Raw genomic sequence first — 22,166 nt, forward strand, 5'->3', positions numbered from 1 at the left:
CCAAGTGTCCAGCCAAGCTGGGCCGACGAGGAGTAGCGGGTTTTCCACAGGGCTTGCTACACCGAGGCGGATCCGGCGGACACACCGCAGCACGTTCAGCCCGTGACCGGGGAGGCAGAATGTCAGTCCAGACTCTCGAACGCGAAGCGCGCGGGATTCGCGAGCGCCGTATCCCGGCGCAATCCACCCAGGAGCCGGTGAGCACGGGGGCGCTCACCGACGCCGACCTCGACGCCCAGAGCCCGGCCGCGGACCTCGTTCGCGTGTACCTCAACGGAATCGGCAAGACGGCGCTGCTGTCCGCCGCCGACGAGGTCGAGCTGGCCAAGCGCATCGAAGCCGGAGTGTTCGCCCAGCACATGCTGGACACGGCCGAAGGCCTCACGCCCAAGCGCCGCTCGGAGATGCGCGCTCTCGTGCGTGACGGCCACGTCGCGAAGAACCACCTGCTGGAGGCCAACCTCCGCCTCGTGGTCTCGCTCGCGAAGCGTTACACCGGCCGGGGGATGCCGCTGCTCGACCTGATCCAGGAGGGGAACCTGGGTCTGATCCGCGCGGTGGAGAAGTTCGACTACTCCAAGGGGTTCAAGTTCTCGACCTACGCCACCTGGTGGATCCGCCAGGCCATCACCAGGGGGATGGCCGACCAGGGACGCACCATCCGGCTGCCGGTCCACCTGGTGGAACAGGTGAACAAGCTGGCCCGCATCAAGCGCGATCTGCACCAGCAGCTCGGGCGTGACGCGACCCACGAGGAGCTGGCCGCCGAATCGGGCATCCCGGCGCATAAGATCTCCGACCTGCTCGACCACTCGCGTGACCCGGTGAGCCTCGACATGCCGGTCGGCACCGAGGAGGACGCCCCGCTCGGCGACTTCATCGAGGACTCCGAGGCGACCGACGCCGAGAGCGCCGTGATCTCCGGTCTGCTCCAGGACGACCTGCGCCGCGTGCTCGCGACGCTGGACGACCGGGAGTCCCAGGTGATCCGCCTGCGCTACGGCCTCGACGACGGCCAGCCCCGCACGCTCGATCAGATCGGCAAGCACTTCGGGCTGTCCCGTGAGCGCGTTCGGCAGATCGAGCGAGAGGTCATGTCGAAGCTTCGTCAGGGTGAGCGGGCAGACCGCCTGCGCGCCTACGCTTCGTAAACCCTGTTGAGCCCTTCGGGGCTCGGAAAAAGCGACACCCGTTCGGCAGCGTTGACTTATGACCTGCGTCACGAGACCGTCGAGCAGGTCGAAAGTCTTCGCGGTCGGGTGTTCGCGCCCGGATCGCTTTCCCCGGGAGGTCGGGTCCGTCGGGGTGGGCCCGGCCTCCCGAACTATTTGTACGGCGCTGCGACAAATTGCAGCGCGGGAATTGCAGTCGGCACAGGTGGTCGTGAGTGGCGATTCGGGTTCTGGCGGACTCGTATTTACCTACCCACGGTGCAGATGGCGAGTGTGGAGGATTTGGGACGTTGAACGTCCCGGATCCTCCACGCTCGGCCTCGTCTCGGTGCCGAGTGGAGCTTGCGCCGGACGGCGGTGTGGTCGACGGGGGAAGATTCCGGCCGTTGAACGTCCGGAATCTTCCCCCGTCACGTCGTCTGCCACAGCACGAGACCGGCACGACTCTCGCGCAAGTCAGGCGTAGGTAGGTAAATACCGGTCCGCTCTAACCCGAATCGCCACTCACGAACCACTCGCGTCGGCGCCCACCGGCAGTGGCCCCGGTTACTTCAGCCGTGGCCTGTCCGGCCCGACGCCCGGGCTTGGGTACCGTGGGCGGGTTCCCGATGCCGGCAAAGGAGCCCGCGCAGTGGCGCCCACCACGTTCCAGCACACCGAAGTCCTTCCGCTCGCCAAGGACACCCGCACCGAATACCGGCTTCTCGGCACCGAAGGTGTCGAGGTCGTCGAGGCCGCGGGCCGGAAATTCCTCAAGGTCGAGCCCGAGGCGCTGACCAAGCTCGCCAAGACCGCGATCACCGACATCCAGCACCTGTTGCGCTCGTCACACCTGGCTCAGCTGCGCGCGATCGTCGACGATCCCGAGGCCAGTGGCAACGACCGGTTCGTCGCGATGGACCTGCTGCGCAACGCGGCGATCTCCGCCGGCGGCGTGCTCCCGATGTGCCAGGACACCGGCACCGCGATCGTGATCGGCAAACGCGGCGAAGGCGTGCTCACCGGCGCCGACGACGAGCGTGCGCTGTCCCGGGGCATTTTCGACGCCTATCAGGAGTTGAATCTGCGCTATTCGCAGATGGCGCCGGTGAATTTCTGGGATGAGCGCAATACCGGTACCAACCTCCCCGCCCAGATCGAGCTTTATCACAAAGACGGTCAAGGCGACCCGAGCTACGAATTCCTGTTCATGGCCAAGGGCGGCGGCAGCGCGAACAAGACGTTCCTCTATCAGGAAACGAAAGCGGTCCTGAACCCGAAGCGGCTCGCGAAGTTCCTCGACGAGAAACTGCGCAGCCTCGGCACCGCCGCCTGCCCGCCGTATCACCTGGCGATCGTCGTCGGCGGCACGTCGGCGGAGTTCAACCTGAAGGTCGCGAAGCTGGCTTCGGCCCGCTATCTCGACGACCTCCCCACCGAGGGTTCCGAGCTGGGCCACGGTTTCCGCGACGTCGACCTCGAACAGCAGGTGCTGGAGATGACGCGCCAGTTCGGCATCGGCGCGCAGTTCGGCGGCAAGTACTTCTGCCACGACGTCCGCGTGATCCGCCTGCCGCGCCACGGCGCGTCCTGCCCGGTCGGCGTGGCCGTCTCGTGCTCGGCCGACCGTCAGGCCAAGGCGAAGATCACCGCCGACGGCGTGTTCCTGGAGCAGCTGGAGCGCGACCCGGCCCAGTTCCTGCCGGACGTCACCGAGGACGACCTGTCCGACGAGGTGGTGACCGTCGACCTGAACCGCCCGATGGCCGAGATCCGCGCACAGCTCTCGCAGCTGCCGGTGAAGACGCGCCTGTCGCTGACCGGCCCGCTCGTCGTCGCCCGCGACATCGCGCACGCGAAGATCGCCGAGCGGCTCGACGCGGGTGAAGAGATGCCGCAGTACCTTCGCGACCACCCCGTGTACTACGCGGGCCCGGCGAAGACGCCCGAGGGCTACGCGTCGGGCTCCTTCGGGCCGACCACCGCGGGCCGCATGGACTCCTACGTCGAGCAGTTCCAGGCCGCGGGCGGCTCTCTGGTGATGCTGGCGAAGGGCAACCGGTCCAAGAAGGTGACCGCCGCGTGCAACGAGCACGGCGGGTTCTATCTCGGCTCGATCGGCGGCCCGGCCGCGCGGCTCGCGCAGGACTGCATCAAGAAGGTCGACGTCCTCGAGTACGCCGAACTGGGGATGGAAGCGGTCTGGAAGATCGAGGTCGAGGACTTCCCCGCGTTCATCGTCATCGACGACAAGGGCAACGACTTCTTCGAGGCCACTTCGGAACCGGTGCTGCAGATCAGCTTCCGCTGAGATGAAAGGTCCTTTCCTTGCAAATTTTGCAAGGAAAGGACCTTTCATAGCGCGCGGTCGGCGCGTTACCGCATCTGCTTCAGCACGACGGTCCGCTCCCCCAGCGGCGCCGAAAGCGCCACCGAGATCACCGGGTGCCGGATGTCCATGGTGCACATCTGGCCCGTCTGGCCCTTCAGTTCGGTCAGGTTGACGGTGACCCGGTTCCCGTCCTGCTGCGCGGCCTCCGCCGTCGCGTGCCCGCAGCCGCCTTCCTGGCCGCGGATGTTCAGGATCGTCCCGCCGTTGCTGGTGTACACCTCACGCGGGTAGTCCGCGGGCAACGCCGCCGCGTCGAGCTGCTTGTCCGGCAGCTTGGTGCTGCCTTCCGGGACCTCCTGCCGCGGCGCGCCCGGCATCCCGGGCTGGCTGACCGGCGGGGGCGTCGAGGACGGCGGCACGGTCGGGGACGGCGGCACGGTACTCAGGGTGCCGCTCCCGGGTCCGGCCGCGGGTTCCGCCGCCTGGTTCTGCGCCCCGCAGGCGGATACCGCAACGACGATCAGGCCAAGGCCGATGGCATTCGTTAAGTACCTCATGCGACTGGGACGGAACGAAGCCGCCGTGGGGTTGCACATGATCTCAACCCGCTTCCACGACGACGGTCCGCGCACCGAGCGGCTCGGCGAGTTTCACCGGCAGGACGGCGTAGCGGATGACCTGCGGGCACATCTGCCCCGGCTTGCCGTGGTCGATCTTCACCTTGACCACGACCCGCTGCGCGTTCTGGTCGGCGAGGTTCGCCGTCGCCTCGTCGCAACCGCTCAGTTCGAGGTGCACGTTCACGCCGCCGTTCTCCGCGCTGACCTGCGCGGGCACCTTGGCGTCGACCTGGCCTGGCGGCAGCATCTTGTCCATGGGCGGCGGGCCGACGGTCGGCCTGGACATCGGTGGTTTCGCGACCGGCGGGCTCGCCGGGAGCGAGGTGGGCAGATCCGAGGGTGTGGTGACGACCGGTGGGGTGCTCGTGTTCGCCGGTGCTCCCGGGCCGCCCGCGCCGCAGGCGGCCGTCGCGGCGAGCACGAGCCCCGCGCCCAGCGTCTTCGCTGCGTTCTTCATGGCGGCAAGACGGAACCATGACCGCATCGGGTTGCATCAACGCTGGGCCGCGCGACCGCGAGCCAGTCCGAGGATCACCACCCCGGCGAGCGTGACGGCCAGCAGCAGCACCGTGCTCGCCGACGCCAGGAACACCTGTCCCCGGTCCGTGAGCGCGAAGATGCTCGCGGGCAACGTCCGCCAGTCCGGCGGGTACAGCATCATCGTCGCGCCCAGTTCGCCCATCGACATCGCCAGCGCGAGACTCGCCGACGCCGAGATCGACGGCAGCAGCACCGGCAGCCGCACCCGCAGCAGCACCCGGACCGGCCCCGCGCCGAGGCTCGCCGCGGCCTGCGCCAGCAGCGGGTCCATCCGCGCGATCGCGGCGGAGACGGTGCTGTAGGAGAACGGCAGCAGGATCATCACGTGCCCGAGCAGCACGATCCAGCGGGTGCCGTTGAAGGCCAGCGGCGGACGGCTGAACGCGACCAGCAGCGCCAGCCCCAGCACCACCGACGGAACCGCGATCGGCAGGTGGAACAGGGTGTCGACGACCTTCCGGACCCGGCCACCGGCGGACTGCGACGCGAGCGCGGCCCAGGTCCCCAGCAGCACGGAGACCGCCGACGCGATGACCCCCGTCTGGATGCTCACTGAAAGACTCGCGAAGGTCTCGCCGGAGAACGCCTGCGCGAAATGCGAGCCGGTGAGCGCGCCCGGCAGCAATCCCGTCCAGCTCCCGGCGACCGAAGCCAGCACGATCATCAGCAGCGGCGCCAGCACGATCGCGGTGAACAGCACCGCGAACACCGCCCACAGCAGGAAACGGCTACGCCTGGTCCACAGCAGCACGGCGGCCTCCCTTCGTCAGTCGCCGGTAGGTTCCGTACAGGGCGAGGGAGAACACGACGTTGACCACCGCGATCACGCACGCCTGCGGGAAGTCGAAGGTGACGATTCCCTTGCCATACACGAGCATCGGCAGCGTCGTGACGTCCTTGGCGCCGAGGAAGAGCACGATGCCGAACTCGTTCATCGCCAGCAGCATGGTCAGGCAGGCGCCGGAAGCCAGCGACGGCAAGGCCTCCGGCAGGATCACCTGGCGCAGCACCCGGCCGGGTTTCGCGCCGAGGCTGGCCGCGACCTCCATCTGCGCCGACGAGACCTGTCCGAACGCGGCGAGCGCCGGCCGCATCACGAACGGCGTGTAGAAGGTGATCTCCGCCAGCAGGATCCCGAACGGCGAGTACAGGAACCCGCCCGCGCCCAGGATGCCCGCGCTGCCGTAGATGAAGGTGAACGCGAGCGCGATGAGAAACGACGGGAACGCGAGCACGGTGTCCACCAGCCGCGAAAGCGTCCGCGCGCCGGGGAACGGCACGAACGCGATCACCAGCGCGAGGAAGGTCCCGAGCACGACGCAGCCCGCGGTGGCGCCGAGCGCGAGCGCGACGGTCTTCCAGGCGGCGTCCCGGAACTCCGCCGAGCCCAGGACGTCGAGCCACACCGACAACCCGAATTCGCCGGTCTTCGATTCCAGGGACTGGAGGGCGACCAGCACCAGCGGGTAGCCGAAGAAGCCGAGCAGGACGAGCACCGGCGGCAGCAGGAGCCAGCCGCGGCCGGGCTGTTTCTCCCGCCGCCGCGCCGGTGCCGCCGTGGCGGCCAGGGCGAGGCCGGTCATCCGACACCCACCAGCGGGCAACCGTCCGGAATGGACACTCCGACCCGCTCCCCCACGTTCGGAAGCCCTTCGACGTCCGGCACCTCGGCCCGGACCTCGCCCCCGTCGTGCGCGAGTTCGAGGTCGAGCCGGAAGCCCGTGCCCCGCCACTGGACACCGCGCAGCACGGCGGGCAGCGCGCCCGGCGTGTCCACCGCGGTGATCCCGACCCGGTGCGGCCGTACGCCGAGCGCGACGGACTGCCCGGTCCGGAACGTCCCGGACGGGTCGGCCGCCAGTTCGCGGTCGCCGAGCCGGACCCGGGTGCCGTCGGGCTGGATCAGTTCCACCGGGATGAGGTTGGACGCGCCGAGGAAGCTCGCGGTGAACTCCGTCGACGGGCGCTGGTAGAGCTCGCGGCTCGGCCCGAGTTCGACCAGCTTCGAGTCGCGCATGACGGCGATCCGATCGGCGAGCGCCAGCGCCTCGCCCTGATCGTGGGTGACGTAGATCAGTGTGGTGTCGGGCAGTTCCGCCCGCAGCCGCAGCAGTTCCGCGACCATGTCCTCGCGCAGGGCGGCGTCCAAAGCGGACAGTGGCTCGTCCAGCAGCAGCACCCTCGGCCTGATGGCCAAGGCCCGCGCGAGCGCGACCCGCTGTTGCTGCCCGCCCGAAAGCTCACGCGGGTAGCGGCGGGCGTACTCGCCCATCCCGACCAGTTCCAGCGCCTCGGCGACCCGGCTCGCGGTCTCGGTCCGCGGGGTTTTCCTTGCTTTGAGGCCGAAAGCGACGTTGGCCTCGACCCGCATGTGCGGGAACAGCGCGTAGCTCTGGACGACCACGCCGAGGCCGCGCCGGTGCGGTGGGAGGCCGGTGACGTCCTCGCCGTCGAGCAGGACCCGGCCGGTGCTCGGCACGATGAACCCCGCGAGGGCCTTCAGGGCCGTCGACTTGCCGGAGCCGGACGGGCCGAGCATGGCGAGGGTCTCCCCTCTGGCCACGGTGAGGTCCAGTGGCGAGAGCGCGGTCGTCTGCCCGAAGCGGACGGACACCCCGCGGAACTCGACCGCCGGGGTCATCGGCCCACGGCCTTCTTGTACGCGGCGAGGTCGGCGTCGAGCTTCGCGAGGACGGCGTCCCAGTCCGGCTGCCAGATCTCGACGCCGTCGAGGGCGGCCTTGACCTTGTCCGCCTTCGGGCCGGACGGCGTGACGTCGGTCCGCGACGGAGCACCGAAGGCGTCGACGGCCTTGCCCTGCACCTCGGGCGAGAGCAGGAAGTCCAGGAACTTCTTGGCGTTCTCCGCGTGCGGCGCGTTGTTCACGAGACCGGCGTAGTACGGGAGCGCGAACGTGGACCGCTTGCCCTGCGCGTCGGCCGGGAAGAAGAGCTCGAAACCGCCGCTCTTCTCGATCTCGGCGAGGTTCATCTGGACGTCGCCGTTGGCCACCAGGATCTCGGCCTTGGCGACCTTCGGCTGGAGCTTGCCGGTGGAGGACGACGGGCCGACGTTGTTGGCTTCGAGTTTGGCGAGATAGTCGAGCGCGCCCTGGTCACCGAGGACGTGCTGGAGCTGGAGCAGGACCGCGGTGCCGTCGCCCGCCTCGCCGGGGGTGGAGTACTGGAGCTTGCCCTTGAGCGCCGGCGCGAGCAGGTCGTCCCAGGTCTTGGGCGAGGCCTGCGGGTTGCGGATGAAGCTGAGGTAGTTGTTCATGACGGCGAAGTAGCGGCCCTGGGCGTCCTTCTGCCCGGCGGGGACCTGGTCGATCCCGGCCGGTGCCGTGGCGGCGAGCAGGCCCTGGGACGCGGCGCGCTGGATGAACGGCGGGAGCGTGACGAGGATGTCGGCCTGGGTGTTGGCCTTCTCCTTCTCCACCCGCGAGGCGACCTCGCCCGATCCGGCGGTCACCGCCTGGACGGTGATGCCGGTCTTGGCCTTGAACTCCTCGACGCGCTGGGCGTACCAGTCCTCCAGGCCGTCCACTGTGTACATCGTGACGGTCTGGTCGCCGGACGCGCCGCCGGCGGTGCCGCCACAGGCGGCCAGGGTGATCGTGAGCAGCCCGGTGAGGGCCGCGGCCGCGATTTTCTTCATGTCGTCAAAGCTCCTTTTAGGACAGCAGGGCGGGGAGGTCGCGGACGGATTCGAGGACGTGGGTGGCGCCGGCGGCGTCGAGTTCCGGCTCCTTCGCCGAGCCGGTGAGCACGCCGGCGACGATCGACGCACCGGCGGAGAGCCCGGTCTGGACGTCGGAAGGGGTGTCACCGGCGACGGCGATGCGGCGGACGTCGGTGATTTCGAGCCGCAGCGCGGCGGCGAGGACGAGGTCGGGGAACGGGCGTCCACGGACACCCTCGCCCGGTGCCAGGACGGTGTCCGCGAGACCGTGCCAGCCCAGCGCGTCGAGGATCGCGTTCTGAGTTCCGGCGGCGAAGCCGGTGGTGAGCGCGACCTTCACGCCTTGGGCGCGCAGCTCCTGGATGGTGTCCTCGGCGCCGGGGATCGGCTCGCAGTGGCCGTCGGCGACGAGCTTGGCGTAGGCGTCCTGGAAGGCTGAGTTCGCGTGCTGGGCCAGCTTTTCGTCGCCGTCGAGCAGGGCGCGGAAGACGACGATTTTGGACTGCCCCATGGTTTCGACGACGTAGTCGAGCATTCCGGCGAAGCGGCTGTCCTCTTCGGACACTCCGGCGGCGGCGATCGCCTCGGTGAAGGCGCGGATCACGAGGCCGTCGTCGGCGACGGTGGTCCCGGCCATGTCCAGGACGACGAGTTCGGTGTTCACCATGAGAGCTCCTCGGCGGTGTCTTCGGCGATGGCGGGGGAACAGGTCATGCCCCGGCCGCCCGGCCCGGTGACGAGCCAGGCGTTGTCCGCGACGCGGGCGCGGTGGACGATCCGGGCGGTGTCGGTGGTCTGGGCGTAGACCCCGGCCCAGCGGCGGGCGATCCGCGGGAGCGGCCGTCCGAGCAGCGCGCCGGCGACCTCGGCGAGGTGGTCGTACGGGTCTTCGGTGGTGTCGAAGGAAAACGGCTCGTCGTACTCGTGGGTGTCGCCGATGGTCAGCGAGCCGTCGAGGCGCTGGACCATGAGCAGCTGCATCTTGTTGATCGCGGCGATCTCGCCCTGCGGCTGGCCCGCGTTGAGGCCGTCGAGCGCCTCACCGCGATACGCCGGGTAATAGCGGAAGCTGTCCGCGTCGGCGACAGTGGTGGTGAGGGTTTCCCCGAGTGGCTCGGTCTGGGCCATTTGCAGCCGTACCCGGCGGACCGGCGTCTGCCCGGCGAGTTCCTTGACCAGGCCACCGGTCCAGGCGCCGGTGCACAGCACGACGACGTCGCCTTCGTGGGTCTCGCCCGTGTCGTCGACGACGCCGTGGGCGGTCAGGTCGCGGATCTCGCGGCCGGGCACCCAGGTGTAGCGGCCGGATTTCGCCAGTTCAGCGCGCAGCGCGGGCTGGGCGACGCGTGGTTCGACAGCGGCGTCGCGATCGCACCAGAGGGCGCCGAGGAAGTCGCCGCGCAGGGCCGGGTTCAGTTCCCGGGTCTCGGCGGCGTCGAGCAGCTTGAAGCCGCGATCCTCCGGGCTCGCGGCCGCGGCCCGGGCGACGGCGAGTTCGGCCTCCGTGCGGACGACGGTGAGGGAGCCGTTCGGCCGGAAGCCGATCCCCTCGACGCGCTCGCCGATGCGCTCCCACAGCACCCGCGCCCGCGCGGCCGTCTCCAGTTCGGGGCCACTGGCGCGGCCGCCGACCCAGACCAGCCCGAAGTTGCGCACGGACGCGCCCCGGGCCTCGGGTTCGCGTTCGATCTGGACGACGTCGTGGCCGCGTTCGACGGCCTGCCAGGCGTGCTGGGTGCCGAGCACCCCGCCGCCGATGATGAGGATTCGCACACCGCAGACGCTCGCCTGCGCGCACCAACGCTCCGTGACCGCGGTTCTAACTCCAGGTGAAGGACCCCCGAAATGTGGACCAGACCTGTTATCTTCACGTTACATTTATCTCCGCGTTTCGTCCTCTGCTCGCGGTCGTTGAACCTGCAACCACCGCATCCAGAGGACTAAATGCGGGAAGGGATCACTCCACGCGGCCCAGGCGGGTCTCGAAGGAGAGGCGGTCGCCCCGGAACAGCGACCGGACGCGCTCGAACGGGACGCCGTCGGCCCCCCAGGAGGTCCGGTGCATCAGCAGCATCGGCAGTGCCGGGTTCGTCCCGATCAGCAACGCCTCCCGCGGCGTCGCGAGTACGGTCTCGACCCGCTCCTCCGCGCCGTCGAAGACCACGCCGAGCCTTTCCCGCAAACAGGCGTAGAGCGACTGTGTGGGATCGAACACATCCATCAGCGTCGGGAATCGCGCGGCGGTGAGATAGGTCGATTCCAGCCCGACCCGCTCGTCGTCGGCGAGCAGCACCCGCTCGATGTGGATGACGTCGTCGTCGGGATCGATTTCCAGTTCCGAAGCCAGCGACGGGCCCGCCTCCCGGCGCTCCAGTGAGATCAAATTCCGGCCGGGCTGAATGCCCTGCCTCCTGAGTCCTTCCGTGTAACTCACCAAGGCGAGCGGCTGGACCAGCTTGGGGCCCGCGACGTACGTGCCGCTCCCCTGCCGCCTGCTGAGACGGCCTTCGAGCACGAGTTCGCCGACGGCCTGGCGTACCGTCGCGCGGGAAACCTCGAATCGTTCGGACAGTTCCCTTTCGGTGGGAAGTACCGCTCCCTGACCCAATTCGGCGATCACGTCGAGCAGATCGACTTTGACCGCGTAATAACGGGGAATGCGGCCGTGCTCGGGAATTCCGTCCCGGACCGGGCCCTCGGCGGGCGGATGAACTCTGGGCGAACGCGCTTTCACAATCGGAGATCCTAGAGCGATTTCCCCGTGCCTGTACTGACCCGAACGAAGTGTTCATGCCACGCTCACACTCGTGGACGAAAAGGGCACACTCATTCGGCGGATCGGCACCCGCGACGCGGTCTTCATCGGGCTCGGCTCGATGATCGGGGCGGGCGTCTTCGTCGCGTTCGCCCCGGCCGCCCGCGCCGCGGGAGCCTGGCTTCCCGCCGGGCTCGCCATCGCCGCCGTGATCGCCTATTGCAACGCGACGTCGTCGGCGAGGCTGGCCGCGCTGTACCCGGCGTCCGGCGGGACCTACGTCTACGGCCGGGAGCGGCTGGGCGAGTTCTGGGGCTATCTGGCCGGCTGGGGTTTCGTGGTGGGCAAGACGGCCAGCTGCGCGGCGATGACCCTGACCGTCGTCACCTACGCCGCTCCCGGGCTCGGGCAGCCGTGGCGAAGCGTGTTTGCGGTGGCCGTGGTGGCCGCGCTGACCGGGTTGAACTATCGCGGCGTCCAGCGCTCGGCGTTCGCGACCAGGGTGATCGTGTCCATCACGCTGACGATCCTGGCACTGGCCGTCGTGGCGATGACCTTCGGCGGCACGATGCGGGCCGGGTCGCCGGGACCGATCGCCGCCCCCGGCGTGGGCGGCGTACTCGAAGCGGCGGGCCTGCTGTTCTTCGCTTTCGCCGGCTACGCGCGGATCGCGACGCTGGGCGAGGAGGTCCGCGATCCGGCGCGCACCATCCCCCGCGCCGTGCCGATCGCGCTCGGGCTGGCGCTGGTCGTCTACGCCGTGCTCGCCTTCGTCCTGCTGTACCAGCTCGGGCCGGATCTGCTGGGCCGGAGCGCGGATCCGATCGCGGAAGGGGTCGCGCGGTCGTCCTGGTCCTGGCTCACGCCCGCGGTGCGGGTGGGCGCCGTGGTCGCCGCGCTCGGCTCGCTGCTCGCACTCGTGCTGGGTGTCTCACGGACCACGCTGGCCATGGCGCGCGATGGGCACCTCCCCCGCTTCCTGGCCGCGGTGCACCCCCGCTTCGGGGTACCGCACCGGGCCGAGGTGACCGTCGGCGTCGTCGTCGCCCTGCTCGCGAGCACGCTCGATCTGCGTGGCGCGATCGGCTTTTCGTCCTTCGCCGTGCTCGTCTATTACGCCGTGGCGAACGCCGGCGCGCTGACCCTGCCCAAAGGTCGGGTGATCCCCGCTTTCGGCCTGCTCGGCTGCGCTGTGCTCGCTTTCAGTCTTCCGGCGGTTTCGGCGCTCACCGGTTCCGGAGTACTGGCACTAGGCGCTCTGGGCTACGCCATTCGTCGGCGATTCGCAGCGAACGTCCGTTAATCACCACCATCGGCTGAAAGATCCGAAGAAAGTTGGTTGTCCAGGTGTATCCCCACCTGCTGTAGTCAAGTGGCCGCAGTCAGTCTCCCTGCCTCCACTGTGGACAGCCGGAAGGAATGAACCCTTGGACATCAAGCGTCGGTTCAGCCTGCTCAAAAAGACCCTGATCGCCGTCGCGGCGGCCGGAACCCTGGCGGCCCTCGCCACGGCTCCCCCTGCCGCGGCCGCGCAGCCGCCGTCCACCGACGTGGTCGGTGGAACGCGCGCCGCTCAGGGTGAATTCCCTTGGATGGTCAGGCTTTCCATGGGCTGCGGTGGTGCGCTCTACACCCCGCAGATCGTGTTGACCGCCGCGCACTGCGTGTCGCGGACCGGGGCCAACACGAGCATCACCGCCACCCTCGGTGTCGTGGACCTGCAGAGCGGCTCGGCCAAGAAGGTCAAGTCGACCTACGTGCACCGGTCTCCGACCTACCCCACCTCCACCGGTGGTGACTGGGCCCTGATCAAGCTCGCGAGCCCGGTCACCGGTATCGCGACGCTGCCGATCGCCACCACGACGGCGTACAACAACGGCACGTTCACCGTCGCCGGCTGGGGTGCCGCTTCCGAGGGCGGCGCGCAGCAGCGCTACCTGCTCAAGGCCAACGTCCCGTTCGTCTCGGACTCGACGTGCAAGGCTCAGGGCGGCAGCTACGCCGACCTGATCGACAGCGCCGAGATCTGCGCGGGCAACGTCAACTCCGGTGGCGTCGACACCTGCCAGGGTGACTCGGGCGGCCCGATGTTCCGCCGCGACGCCAACAACGCCTGGATCCAGGTCGGCATCGTCAGCTGGGGTGAGGGCTGCGCGCGGCCGCGCGCTCCCGGTGTCTACGCCGAGGTGAGCACCTTCGCGACCGCGATCAAGAACGCGGCCGCCGGGTTGTAGTTCCGTCGCACCGCATGCGCTGAAGGTCCCCTTCACCACAACGACGTGGTGGAGGGGGCCTTCTTCTGTTTCAGGACGTTAGGGCGTTCCGCGTGTGCTGAAGGGTGTCGCGAAAGTGGCTTTCACAACCTCTTCCGGGGAGCCGCGAACCGGCGGAGCCGACGCGAAGGGGACTTTCCCCGCATCGCACGCGGGCAAAGTCCCCTTCGGCTCACCTGACACGCCTCAGCGAGTCTTGTCCAAACGCGACAGTGCCTCTTCGTACCCCGAGACAAGCTCCGCGATCACGTCGGCGACCGGGCGCACCCGGTCCATCCGCCCGACGATCTGCCCCACCGGCATCGAGACGACACTCGGGTCGGCCGCGTGGTGGATCCTGTTGTGCGCGTGGGAAACCAGCAGGTTCTGCAACGGCATCGGCAGCGGTTCGGGCGCGTCGGGCGCGGCCCACGCCTCGGTCCACCGCGTCTTGAGCAGCCGTGCCGGTTTGCCGGTGTAGATCCGGGTCCGGACGGTGTCGGACGAACCCGCCGCGACCAGCGCGCGCTGCATGGCCTCGGACTCCCCCATGGTCTGGAGGTATTCCTCGGTGGCGAGCCAGAAGGAGCCCATCCACACCCCGGACGCGCCCAGCGCGAGCGCCGCCGCGACCTGCCTGCCCGAGCCGATCCCGCCGGCGGCGAGCACCGGCACGCGGTCGCCGACGGCGTCGGCCACTTCGGGGAGCAGGACCATCGACGCGATCTCGCCGGTGTGCCCGCCCGCCTCATAGCCTTGCGCCACCACGATGTCGACGCCGTTGTCGACGTGCCGGACGGCGTGCGCGGCCTTGCCTGCCAAGGCCGCGACCGGCACGCCCTTCGCGTGGCACTGCTCGATGACGTCGACCGGCGGTGACCCCAGGGCGTTGGCGATCAACCGGATGGGGTGTTTCAGCGCGACCTCGACATGCGAGCGAGCGACCGAATGCAGCCAGCCCAGCACTCCCGCGCGTTCGTCGGTGTCGTCCGGCAAGGGCGGCACCGCGAGGTCACGCAGCGTCCGCTCCACGAAGTCGCGATGCTCCTGCGGGATGTGTTTCGCGAGATCGATCGACGTCCCCTCGGCCGGGATCTTCGCGGGCATCACGATGTCGACGCCGTACGGTTTGCCGCCGGTGTTCTCGTCCATCCAGGACAGGACGGAGTCGAGTTCGGCGGCGTCGTTGAACCGCACGCAGCCGAGCACGCCCAGCCCGCCCGCCCGGCTGATCGCCGCGGCGACGTGTTCGGACGGGGTGAACCCGACGATCGGCAGGTCGATCCCGAGCCGGTCACACAGAGACGTCCGCATGAAACTCCTTTACGCCGGTTGGATGGTGACGGGCTCGTGCTCGGAGGCGTAGCGCTCCGCCCAGGGGTAGTCCGGTTTCCCGCTGGGCGACCGGCCGATCTCCTCGGCGAGCCAGAGGCTGCGCGGCACCTTGTACCCGGCGATCTCGCTCCGCACATGCGCTTCGAGCGCGGTGAAGTCCAGTTCCTTGCCGTTCCTCGGCTGGATCACCGCGGCCACCCGCTGGCCGAGCCGGTCGTCGGGGATGCCGATGACGAGCGCGTCGAAGACGTCCGGATGCGACTTCAGCGCGCCTTCGACCTCTTCCGGATACACCTTCTCGCCGCCGGTGTTCACGCACTGCGATCCCCGGCCGAGCAGGGTCACCGTGAGGTCGTCTTCGTAGCGCGCGTAGTCGCCCGGGACGACGTACCGCTTGCCGTCGATCTCGACGAAGATCTTCTCGGTCTTCGCGGGATCCTTGTAGTACCCGAGCGGGACGTGCCCGCGTCGCGCGATCAGCCCGATCGCCCCCGGTTCGGGCTCGACGAGCGCGCCGTCGTCGTCCACCAGGATGGCGTCCTTGCCGAAGTTGACCCGCGGCCCGGCCGAATGATCACTGTCCTTGCTGACCATGCCGATGCCGGTGAACCCGCTTTCGGACGAGCCGATCGCGTCGGTGATCACCACGTGCGGGAGCAGCGCCAGGAATTCCTGCTTCACCGACTGGGAGAACAGGGCGGCGTGGCTCGACACCGCGACGATCGACGACGCGTCGTAGTCGCCCTCGCGATAGGCGTCGATCAGCGGCCGCGCCATCGCGTCGCCGACGATGGTGAGCACCTGGACCTTGTTGTCCTGCACGGCTTTCCAGACGTCGTGCGCGTCGAACCGCGGGACGAACACGACCGGGCTGCCGGTGAACAGCGCGCCGAACGCGGCCCACTGCGCGGCGCCGTGGATCAGCGGCGCGGCCGGGAGCCGGACCAGACTGCCCGACTTGCCCTGTTCGGCGAGCGTCCATTCGTCCGGGACGTATTCGCCGGTGACGAAGTTGATCCCGCCACCGAGCGCGCGCCAGATGTCCTCGTGACGCCACAGGACGCCCTTGGGATACCCGGTGGTGCCGCCGGTGTAGAGGATGTAGATGTCGTCGGCGCTGCGTTCGGCGAAGTCACGCTCGGGCGAACCTTCGGCGAGCGCGGCTTCGTAGTCCACGCCGTGGTACGACGAGTAGTCACCGTCGCTTCCGTCGTCGACAACGACAACGTGTTTCAGTTTCGGCGCCTCCGGCAGGACGGCGGCCACCTTGTCCGAATACTCGCGCTCGTGGACCAGTGCCACGAGGTCGGCGTTGTCGAACAGGTACCGCAGTTCGCCGTGGACGTATCGGTAGTTGACGTTGACCGCGATCGCGCGCAGCTTGTACGCGGCGATCATCGATTCCAGGGCCTCGATCGAGTTCCGGGAATAGACACCGATGTGGGATCCGGGTCCCACGCCGTGTGCGGCGAGGTGGTGCGCCAGCCGGTTGGCGCGCTCTTCCAGTTCGGCGAAGGTGACCCGCCGATCGCCGCAGACGACCGCGATGCGCTCCGGCACGGCGTCGACGGCGTGCTCGAGTAGATCCGCGATGTTGAGTGCCACGTCCTCAAAGTAGAACATGTTATCGTTCTGGGCAATGGCCGCTCTTCGGGAGGTTTCAGTGGGCGAACCGCACGCGCTGGTGGAAAAGATCGAACACACTCTCGTGGTCACGATGAACCGGCCCGAGGCCCGCAACGCGCTCAGCGGCGAGATGCTCGGGATCATGGTCGAGGCGTGGAACCGGGTCGACGAGGACGACGACGTCCGGTGCTGTGTGCTCACCGGCGCGGGTGGCGCGTTCTGCGCGGGCGCGGACCTCAAGTCGATGTCGAAGAACTCGCCGTCCGATTCGTTCGAAAAGGGCACGTTCGATCCCAGCAGGATCGAGGGACTGCTCAAGGGGCGACGACTGACGAAACCGTTGATCGCCGCCGTCGAAGGCCCGGCGATCGCGGGCGGGACGGAGATCCTGCAAGGCACCGATATCCGTGTCGCGGGCGAGAGCGCGAAGTTCGGGGTGTCCGAGGCGCGCTGGAGCCTGTTCCCGATGGGCGGTTCGGCCGTGCGGCTCCCCCGTCAGATCCCGTACACCGTCGCCGCCGACCTGCTGCTGACCGGACGGCACATCACGGCGGCCGAGGCACTGGAGATCGGCCTGATCGGGCATGTCGTCCCGGACGGGACAGCCTTGGACAAGGCGCTGGAACTGGCGGGCAAGATCGCCGCGAACGGGCCGCTGGCCGTCCGCGCGATCCTCAAGACGATGCGCGACACCGAGGGCATGCACGAGGAAGAGGCCTTCAAACTCGACGCCCAGTACGGCATCGAGGTCTTCGCGAGCGAAGACGCGAAAGAGGGCCCTCGCGCCTTCGCCGAGAAGCGCAAGCCCGTCTTCCAGGGCCGCTGATGTCATGAGGGGTCCCCTTAAGACGAATTTCGTCTTAAGGGGGGTCCGCAATTAAAGGGGGGGGTGAGGGGTCGCGGGGGGCCTCATTTCACCATTTTTTTTTTTTCGGGGCACCCCTCATGACACGGGGCGGATCAGGGGACGCGGTGGCCCTCCCAGTACGGGTCGCGGAGCTTGCGCTTGTAGAGCTTCCCGTTCGGGTCACGCGGAAGCTCGGGCAAGTAGTCGACGGAACGCGGGAGCTTGAACTTCGCCAGGCGCGCGGCGGCGTACTCCAGGATCTCCGCGGTCAGGTCGTCCGACGGGGAGACGCCGTCGGCGGGCTGGACGACGGCCTTGATCGCCTCGCCCCAGTCCTCGTGCGGGACACCGAACACCGCGACGTCGGCGATCTTCGGGTGCATCACCAGCTCGCCCTCGATCTCCGCCGGGTAGATGTTGACCCCGCCCGAGATGATCAGGTCCGCCTTGCGGTCGTGCAGGAAGAGGTAGCCGTCCTCGTCGAGGTGCCCGACGTCGCCGAGGGTGAACAGGTCACCGACCCGCGCTTTGTCCGTCTTCGCCCGGTCCTTGTGGTACTCGAACTTCGAGTCGCCCATCTTCATGTACACCGTGCCGGTCTCGCCGGCGGGCAGTTCCGCGCCCTCGTCGTCGAGGATCTTGATCGTCGAACCCGGCCACGGCAGCCCCACCGAACCCGGCTTCTTCAGCCAGTCCTCCCCCGAGATCGCCGTCCCGCCGCCCTCGGTGGCCGCGTAGTACTCGGTGACGACCGGGCCCCACCAGTCGAGCATCCGGCGCTTGACCTCCAGGGGGCACGGCGCGGCGCCGTGGATCATCACGCGCAGAGAACTCATGTCGTAGGCGGCGCGGACGTCGTCCGGAAGTCCGAGCAGGCGCCGGAACTGCGTCGGGACCATGTGGCTGTGCGTGACGCGGTGCCGGTCGATCAGCCGCAGCATGTCCTCGGCGTCCCAGCGGTCCATCAGCACCGCGGTGTGCCCCAGTTGCAGGGAGATCGCGACGAAGTTGAGCACCGCCGTGTGATAGAGCGGCGACCCGCACAGGTGGACGTGATCGTCGTGCGGCGCCAGCCCGAAGATGCCGAAGAACCACGTGGACGCGGCCGGAACGGAGTCCGGATCGGCGCCGGTCAGCGGACGGCGGACGCCCTTGGGCCGCCCCGTCGTTCCCGACGTGTAGAGCATCGGCGAACCCGCCGTGCGCCCCTCCGGCCGGCCGTCGCCCTCACCGGAGCCGAGTTCCTCGATCCGGCGGAAGCCCTCGACGTCGCCGACGGCGAACCGCCCGCGTTCGGGAATCCCCGCCTCGTCGGCGGCGGCGATCGCGACGTCGGCGAACCGTTCGTGCGCGAGAAAGGCCTTGGCGCCGCTGTCGGAAAGGATGTAGGCGACCTCCGGCCCGACCAGATGCCAGTTGACCACGACGATGTACAGACCGGACTGGATGGCGGCGAAGTAGGCCGCCACGAGTTCGTCGCCGTTGGGCTGCAGGACGACGACCACGTCCCCGGCTTCGAGCCCGAGGGCCCGCAGGCCCCGGGCGTACGCGTTCGCTTTCGCGGCGAGGTCCCCGTAGCCGATCGAGCGGCCGTCCGGATCGACCAGCGCGACCCGCTCCGGTTCCTGCGCGGCGATGTTCCAGACCCCAAGTGTCCCGGTGGCAGTCGACATACCCGCGAATCTAGAACGCGTTCCACTCAAGAGCAACCGCCAGCACGGCCTAGATGCCACGCCTTGCTCGAAAATCGAGAACGTGTTTCACTCAAGTTTGTGAGCGCACCTGAACTCCCGCTGTCGGCCCCGCTCAACGTGGGCTTCGACTACACGCGTTCGGTCGGCCCGGTACTCGGCCGGTTCGTCAACGCCCTGCGCGAGCGCCGTGTCGAAGGCGTCCGGAGCAGCGACGGCCGCGTCCACGTGCCACCGCTGGAATACGATCCCGTGACCGCCGAAGCGTTGTCCGAATTCGTGCCGGTGGCCTCCGAGGGCGAGATCGTCTCCTGGTCCTGGATCGCCGAACCGGTCGACGGACAGCCGTTGTCACGGCCGTTCGCGTGGGCGCTGGTCAAACTCGACGGCGCCGACACCTCGATCCTGCACGCCGTCGACGCCGGCGATCCTTCGAAGGTCCACACCGGACAGCGCGTGCGGATCCGGTGGGCGGAGGAGACCGTCGGCCACATCCGCGACATCGCCTACTTCGTCCCCGCCGACGGCCCCGACACCGAGCCCACCGAGGCTCCTCCCCCGATCGCGAAACGTGAGGAGGACGCGCCGGTCAGCGTGGTGATCACGCCGATCCACCTGCGCTACGAGCATTCCGCGTCGCCGGAGGAAAGCCGGTACCTGCGCGGGCTCGCCGAAGGGAAGCTGATCGGCCAGCGCTGCCCGTCGTGCGAGAAGGTCTACATCCCGCCGCGCGGCGCCTGCCCGACCGACGGCGTGCCGACCACCGACGAGGTCGAACTGCCCGACACCGGCATCGTCACCACGTTCTGCATCGTGAACGTGCCTTTCCTCGGCCAGAAGATCAAACCGCCGTACGTGGCCGCGTACATCCTGCTCGACGGCGCGGACATCGCGTTCCTGCACCTCGTCCTCGGCTGCGACGCCGCCGACGTCCGGATGGGCATGCGCGTCCGCGCCGCCTGGAAACCGCGGGACGAATGGTGGACGTCGCTGGAGAACATCGGCCATTTCGAACCGACCGGCGAGCCCGACGCGCCGTACGAATCCTTCGCCCACCATCTGTGAGGACACCGTGCCAGATGTAGCAGTCGTGGGCTTCGCGCAGGCCCCCAACGTCCGCAGCACCCCGGGCACCACCAACGGCGTGGAAATGCTGGTGCCGATCTTCGCCGAGGTCTTCGAGCGAACCGGTCTGTCCAAAGAGGACATCGGGTTCTGGTGCTCGGGTTCCTCGGACTACCTCGCCGGCCGCGCGTTCTCGTTCATCGCCGCTGTCGACGCCATCGGCGCCTTCCCGCCGATCCACGAGTCGCACGTCGAGATGGACGCCGCCTGGGCGCTCTACGAGGCGTGGCTCAAGATCCGGATGGGCGAGGTCGACACCGCGCTCGTCTACGGCTTCGGCAAGTCCTCCGCCGGGCAGTTGCGGCGCGTGCTGGCCTTGCAGATGGACCCGTACGTCGTCGCACCGCTGTGGCCCGACTCGGTGAGCGTCGCCGGGATCCAGGCCAGGCTGGGCCTCGAAGCGGGGCTGTGGTCGGAGAAGGATCTCGCCGAGGTCGCCGCGCGCAGCCGCGCCGACGCCGCCGGGAATCCCGCCGCCCAGGTCTCCGGGACGGTCGAAGTCGCCGAACTCCTCGATGCCCCGTACTTCGCGGATCCCTTGCGGGCCCACGACATCGCCCCTGTCACCGACGGCGCCGCGGTCCTCGTGCTCGCCTCGGCCGAGCGGGCGGCGGACCTCGTCGACAGCCCCGCCGTGATCACCGGCATCGAGCACCGGGTCGACTCCCCCGCGCTCGGCGTGCGGGACCTGACCGTCTCGCCGTCCACCGTGGCCGCCGGGCGCGCGCTGGACCTCGACGGCGTCGAGGTCGCCGAACTGCACGCGCCGTTCACCCACCAGGAACTGATCCTGCGCGAGGCGCTGGGCCTCGGCGAACAGGTGCGGATCAACCCCTCTGGCGGGGTCCTGGCAGGCAATCCGATGTTCTCGGCGGGCCTGGCGCGGATCGGCGAGGCGGCGAACCGCGTCCTCGACGGCAGCGCGCGCAAGACCCTCGCCCACGCGACCAGCGGCCCCGTCCTCCAGCAGAACCTGGTCGCGACCTTGGAGGTCCTCTCGTGAAGCACCTCGCGGCCGTACTGGGAACGGGCCAGACCCACCACAAGGCCAAGCGCACCGACGTGTCCATGCCCGGACTGCTCCGGGAGGCGATCGACCGGGCGATGCTCGACGCGCGGACCGGCTGGGACGACATCGACGCGGTCGTCCTCGGCAAGGCGCCGGACCTGTTCGAGGGCGTGATGATGCCCGAACTGTTCCTCGCCGACTCGCTCGGCGCGAACGGGAAACCGTTGCTGCGCGTGCACACCGCGGGTTCGGTCGGCGGGTCGACCGCGCTCGTGGCGACGTCGCTGGTGCAAGCCGGAGTGCACCAGCGAGTCCTCACGGTGGCCTTCGAGAAGCAGTCCGAGTCGAACGCGATGTGGGGCCTGTCGATCCTGCCGCCGTTCCAGATGCCGGTGGGCGCCGGCGCGGGCGGCTATTTCGCGCCGCACGTGCGCTCCTACATCCGGCGGTCCGGCGCGCCCGACCACATCGGCGCGATCGTCGCCGCCAAGGACCGGCGCAACGGCGCCCTGAATCCGTACGCGCACTTGCGGCAGTCCGACATCACGGTGGAATCGGTGCAGGCGTCGCAGATGCTGTGGGATCCGATCCGCTACGACGAGACGTGCCCGTCCTCGGACGGCGCGTGCGCGATGGTGATCGGGAACGAGGCCGCGGGCGACGCCGTCGCCGGTGGGGCGGCGTGGATCCACGCGACCGCGATGCGCACCGAACCGACGACGTTCGCCGGACGCGACCAGGTCAACCCGCGGGCGGGACGCGACGCGGCCGCCGCGTTGTGGCGCGACGCGGGAATCACCGACCCACTGTCCGAAGTGGATGCCGCCGAGATCTACGTCCCGTTCTCGTGGTTCGAGCCGATGTGGCTGGAGAACCTGGGGTTCACCGAGGAAGGCCAGGGCTGGAAACTCACCGAGGCGGGTGAGACCGCACTCGGCGGACGGCTGCCGGTCAACCCGTCGGGCGGCGTGCTGTCGTCGAACCCGATCGGCGCGTCCGGGATGCTCCGGTTCTCCGAAGCGGCCAAACAGGTGATGGGCCGGGCCGGGGACTATCAGGTCGACGGCGCCCGGATCGCGCTCGGGCACGCGTACGGCGGCGGTTCGCAGTTCTTCTCGATGTGGGTGGTGGGTTCGGCGAAGCCCGGTTCCTGAAGCCTCGGGCTTGGTGCCGGAGCGTGTCATGAGGGGTCCCCATGAGAC

20 protein-coding genes are annotated in these 22,166 nt (G+C 69.1%); 8 read left to right on the forward strand and 12 right to left on the reverse strand.

Going from position 1 to position 22,166, the window contains the following annotated elements; translation table 11 throughout:
• Positions 1-119 precede the first annotated feature (119 nt).
• Entirely contained in the window at positions 120-1,151 is a 1,032-nt protein-coding gene (locus ACFWMR_RS18445; protein WP_093932612.1) for a sigma-70 family RNA polymerase sigma factor, read from the forward strand.
• Positions 1,152-1,803: 652 nt separating this feature from the next.
• Positions 1,804-3,462: a fumarate hydratase gene (locus ACFWMR_RS18450; protein ID WP_005164456.1), complete on the forward strand. Its 1,659-nt coding sequence runs from the start codon at positions 1,804-1,806 to the stop codon at positions 3,460-3,462.
• A 65-nt stretch (positions 3,463-3,527) separates the two neighbouring features.
• On the opposite strand, the gene ACFWMR_RS18455 is transcribed toward ACFWMR_RS18450, so the two are convergent.
• From ACFWMR_RS18455 to ACFWMR_RS18495, 9 genes are all read right to left on the reverse strand, one after another.
• Positions 3,528-3,920, reverse strand: coding sequence for a hypothetical protein (locus tag ACFWMR_RS18455; RefSeq protein ID WP_093932697.1), 393 nt, complete (start codon positions 3,918-3,920; stop codon positions 3,528-3,530).
• Between the two features lie 163 nt (positions 3,921-4,083).
• Entirely contained in the window at positions 4,084-4,560 is a 477-nt protein-coding gene (locus tag ACFWMR_RS18460) for a hypothetical protein (protein WP_378278030.1), read from the reverse strand.
• A gap of 36 nt (positions 4,561-4,596) precedes the next feature.
• The gene (locus tag ACFWMR_RS18465) at positions 4,597-5,394 is read right to left on the reverse strand and encodes an ABC transporter permease (protein ID WP_093932614.1); all 798 of its coding nucleotides are present in this window, start codon (positions 5,392-5,394) and stop codon (positions 4,597-4,599) included.
• The gene (locus ACFWMR_RS18470; RefSeq protein ID WP_378379212.1) at positions 5,372-6,226 is read right to left on the reverse strand and encodes a 2-aminoethylphosphonate ABC transporter permease subunit; all 855 of its coding nucleotides are present in this window, start codon (positions 6,224-6,226) and stop codon (positions 5,372-5,374) included. Before ACFWMR_RS18470 ends, ACFWMR_RS18465 begins: the two co-directional genes overlap by 23 nt.
• Complete coding sequence (locus ACFWMR_RS18475; protein WP_378379213.1) at positions 6,223-7,284, reverse strand: ABC transporter ATP-binding protein; 1,062 nt, start codon at positions 7,282-7,284, stop codon at positions 6,223-6,225. The genes ACFWMR_RS18470 and ACFWMR_RS18475 overlap by 4 nt, the downstream gene beginning before the upstream one ends.
• On the reverse strand, positions 7,281-8,300 hold the full coding sequence (locus ACFWMR_RS18480; protein ID WP_378379214.1) for a 2-aminoethylphosphonate ABC transporter substrate-binding protein: 1,020 nt from the start codon (positions 8,298-8,300) through the stop codon (positions 7,281-7,283). The genes ACFWMR_RS18475 and ACFWMR_RS18480 overlap by 4 nt, the downstream gene beginning before the upstream one ends.
• A 16-nt stretch (positions 8,301-8,316) precedes the next feature.
• Positions 8,317-8,991, reverse strand: coding sequence for a phosphonatase-like hydrolase (locus ACFWMR_RS18485; protein WP_378379215.1), 675 nt, complete (start codon positions 8,989-8,991; stop codon positions 8,317-8,319).
• Complete coding sequence (locus tag ACFWMR_RS18490; protein ID WP_378278035.1) at positions 8,985-10,097, reverse strand: TIGR03364 family FAD-dependent oxidoreductase; 1,113 nt, start codon at positions 10,095-10,097, stop codon at positions 8,985-8,987. The genes ACFWMR_RS18485 and ACFWMR_RS18490 overlap by 7 nt, the downstream gene beginning before the upstream one ends.
• Before the next feature lie 184 nt (positions 10,098-10,281).
• Positions 10,282-11,058, reverse strand: coding sequence for a GntR family transcriptional regulator (locus ACFWMR_RS18495; RefSeq protein WP_378379216.1), 777 nt, complete (start codon positions 11,056-11,058; stop codon positions 10,282-10,284).
• Between the two features lie 73 nt (positions 11,059-11,131).
• Here ACFWMR_RS18495 and ACFWMR_RS18500 point away from each other — a divergent pair, with 73 nt between their 5' ends.
• Positions 11,132-12,382 (forward strand): APC family permease, encoded by a 1,251-nt coding sequence (locus ACFWMR_RS18500; RefSeq protein WP_378379217.1) that lies wholly within the window; start codon positions 11,132-11,134, stop codon positions 12,380-12,382.
• 124 nt (positions 12,383-12,506) lie between these two features.
• A complete protein-coding gene (locus ACFWMR_RS18505) occupies positions 12,507-13,313 on the forward strand; it encodes a S1 family peptidase (protein WP_378379218.1) in 807 nt (268 codons plus the stop codon).
• A gap of 225 nt (positions 13,314-13,538) precedes the next feature.
• On the opposite strand, the gene ACFWMR_RS18510 is transcribed toward ACFWMR_RS18505, so the two are convergent.
• Both ACFWMR_RS18510 and ACFWMR_RS18515 read right to left on the reverse strand, forming a co-directional pair.
• A complete protein-coding gene (locus ACFWMR_RS18510) occupies positions 13,539-14,645 on the reverse strand; it encodes an NAD(P)H-dependent flavin oxidoreductase (protein WP_378379220.1) in 1,107 nt (368 codons plus the stop codon).
• A 9-nt stretch (positions 14,646-14,654) separates the two neighbouring features.
• Positions 14,655-16,271: an acyl-CoA synthetase gene (locus tag ACFWMR_RS18515; RefSeq protein WP_208635881.1), complete on the reverse strand. Its 1,617-nt coding sequence runs from the start codon at positions 16,269-16,271 to the stop codon at positions 14,655-14,657.
• 58 nt (positions 16,272-16,329) lie between these two features.
• On the opposite strand from ACFWMR_RS18515, the gene ACFWMR_RS18520 reads away from it, so the two are divergent.
• Entirely contained in the window at positions 16,330-17,118 is a 789-nt protein-coding gene (locus ACFWMR_RS18520; RefSeq protein ID WP_378379221.1) for a crotonase/enoyl-CoA hydratase family protein, read from the forward strand.
• 134 nt (positions 17,119-17,252) lie between these two features.
• Here ACFWMR_RS18520 and ACFWMR_RS18525 read toward each other — a convergent pair whose 3' ends face one another.
• A complete protein-coding gene (locus ACFWMR_RS18525) occupies positions 17,253-18,812 on the reverse strand; it encodes an acyl-CoA synthetase (protein ID WP_093932626.1) in 1,560 nt (519 codons plus the stop codon).
• Positions 18,813-18,911: 99 nt separating this feature from the next.
• Between ACFWMR_RS18525 and ACFWMR_RS18530 the strand changes: the two genes are divergently transcribed.
• The 3 genes from ACFWMR_RS18530 to ACFWMR_RS18540 are packed head-to-tail and all read left to right on the forward strand — an operon-like array spanning position 18,912 to position 22,118.
• The gene (locus ACFWMR_RS18530) at positions 18,912-19,895 is read left to right on the forward strand and encodes a Zn-ribbon domain-containing OB-fold protein (RefSeq protein WP_378379222.1); all 984 of its coding nucleotides are present in this window, start codon (positions 18,912-18,914) and stop codon (positions 19,893-19,895) included.
• Positions 19,896-19,902: 7 nt separating this feature from the next.
• Complete coding sequence (locus ACFWMR_RS18535; RefSeq protein ID WP_093932628.1) at positions 19,903-20,958, forward strand: thiolase domain-containing protein; 1,056 nt, start codon at positions 19,903-19,905, stop codon at positions 20,956-20,958.
• Positions 20,955-22,118, forward strand: a complete 1,164-nt coding sequence (locus tag ACFWMR_RS18540) for a thiolase domain-containing protein (RefSeq protein ID WP_378379223.1) — start codon at positions 20,955-20,957, stop codon at positions 22,116-22,118. The genes ACFWMR_RS18535 and ACFWMR_RS18540 overlap by 4 nt, the downstream gene beginning before the upstream one ends.
• The last annotated feature ends 48 nt before the right edge of the window (positions 22,119-22,166 follow it).

Source organism: Amycolatopsis thailandensis, assembly GCF_042723255.1.
Taxonomy (GTDB): Bacteria; Actinomycetota; Actinomycetes; order Mycobacteriales; family Pseudonocardiaceae; genus Amycolatopsis; species Amycolatopsis thailandensis.

What these genes read in the sequence shown, in the direction of transcription:
- ACFWMR_RS18445 (WP_093932612.1), top strand. Translation starts at nt 120, where the DNA reads ATGTCAGTCCAGACTCTCGAACGCGAAGCGCGCGGGATTCGCGAGCGC.
- ACFWMR_RS18460 (WP_378278030.1), bottom strand. Translation starts at nt 4,560, where the DNA reads ATGAAGAACGCAGCGAAGACGCTGGGCGCGGGGCTCGTGCTCGCCGCG.
- ACFWMR_RS18470 (WP_378379212.1), bottom strand. Translation starts at nt 6,226, where the DNA reads ATGACCGGCCTCGCCCTGGCCGCCACGGCGGCACCGGCGCGGCGGCGG.
- ACFWMR_RS18475 (WP_378379213.1), bottom strand. Translation starts at nt 7,284, where the DNA reads ATGACCCCGGCGGTCGAGTTCCGCGGGGTGTCCGTCCGCTTCGGGCAG.
- ACFWMR_RS18480 (WP_378379214.1), bottom strand. Translation starts at nt 8,300, where the DNA reads ATGAAGAAAATCGCGGCCGCGGCCCTCACCGGGCTGCTCACGATCACC.
- ACFWMR_RS18485 (WP_378379215.1), bottom strand. Translation starts at nt 8,991, where the DNA reads ATGGTGAACACCGAACTCGTCGTCCTGGACATGGCCGGGACCACCGTC.
- ACFWMR_RS18510 (WP_378379220.1), bottom strand. Translation starts at nt 14,645, where the DNA reads ATGCGGACGTCTCTGTGTGACCGGCTCGGGATCGACCTGCCGATCGTC.
- ACFWMR_RS18525 (WP_093932626.1), bottom strand. Translation starts at nt 18,812, where the DNA reads ATGTCGACTGCCACCGGGACACTTGGGGTCTGGAACATCGCCGCGCAG.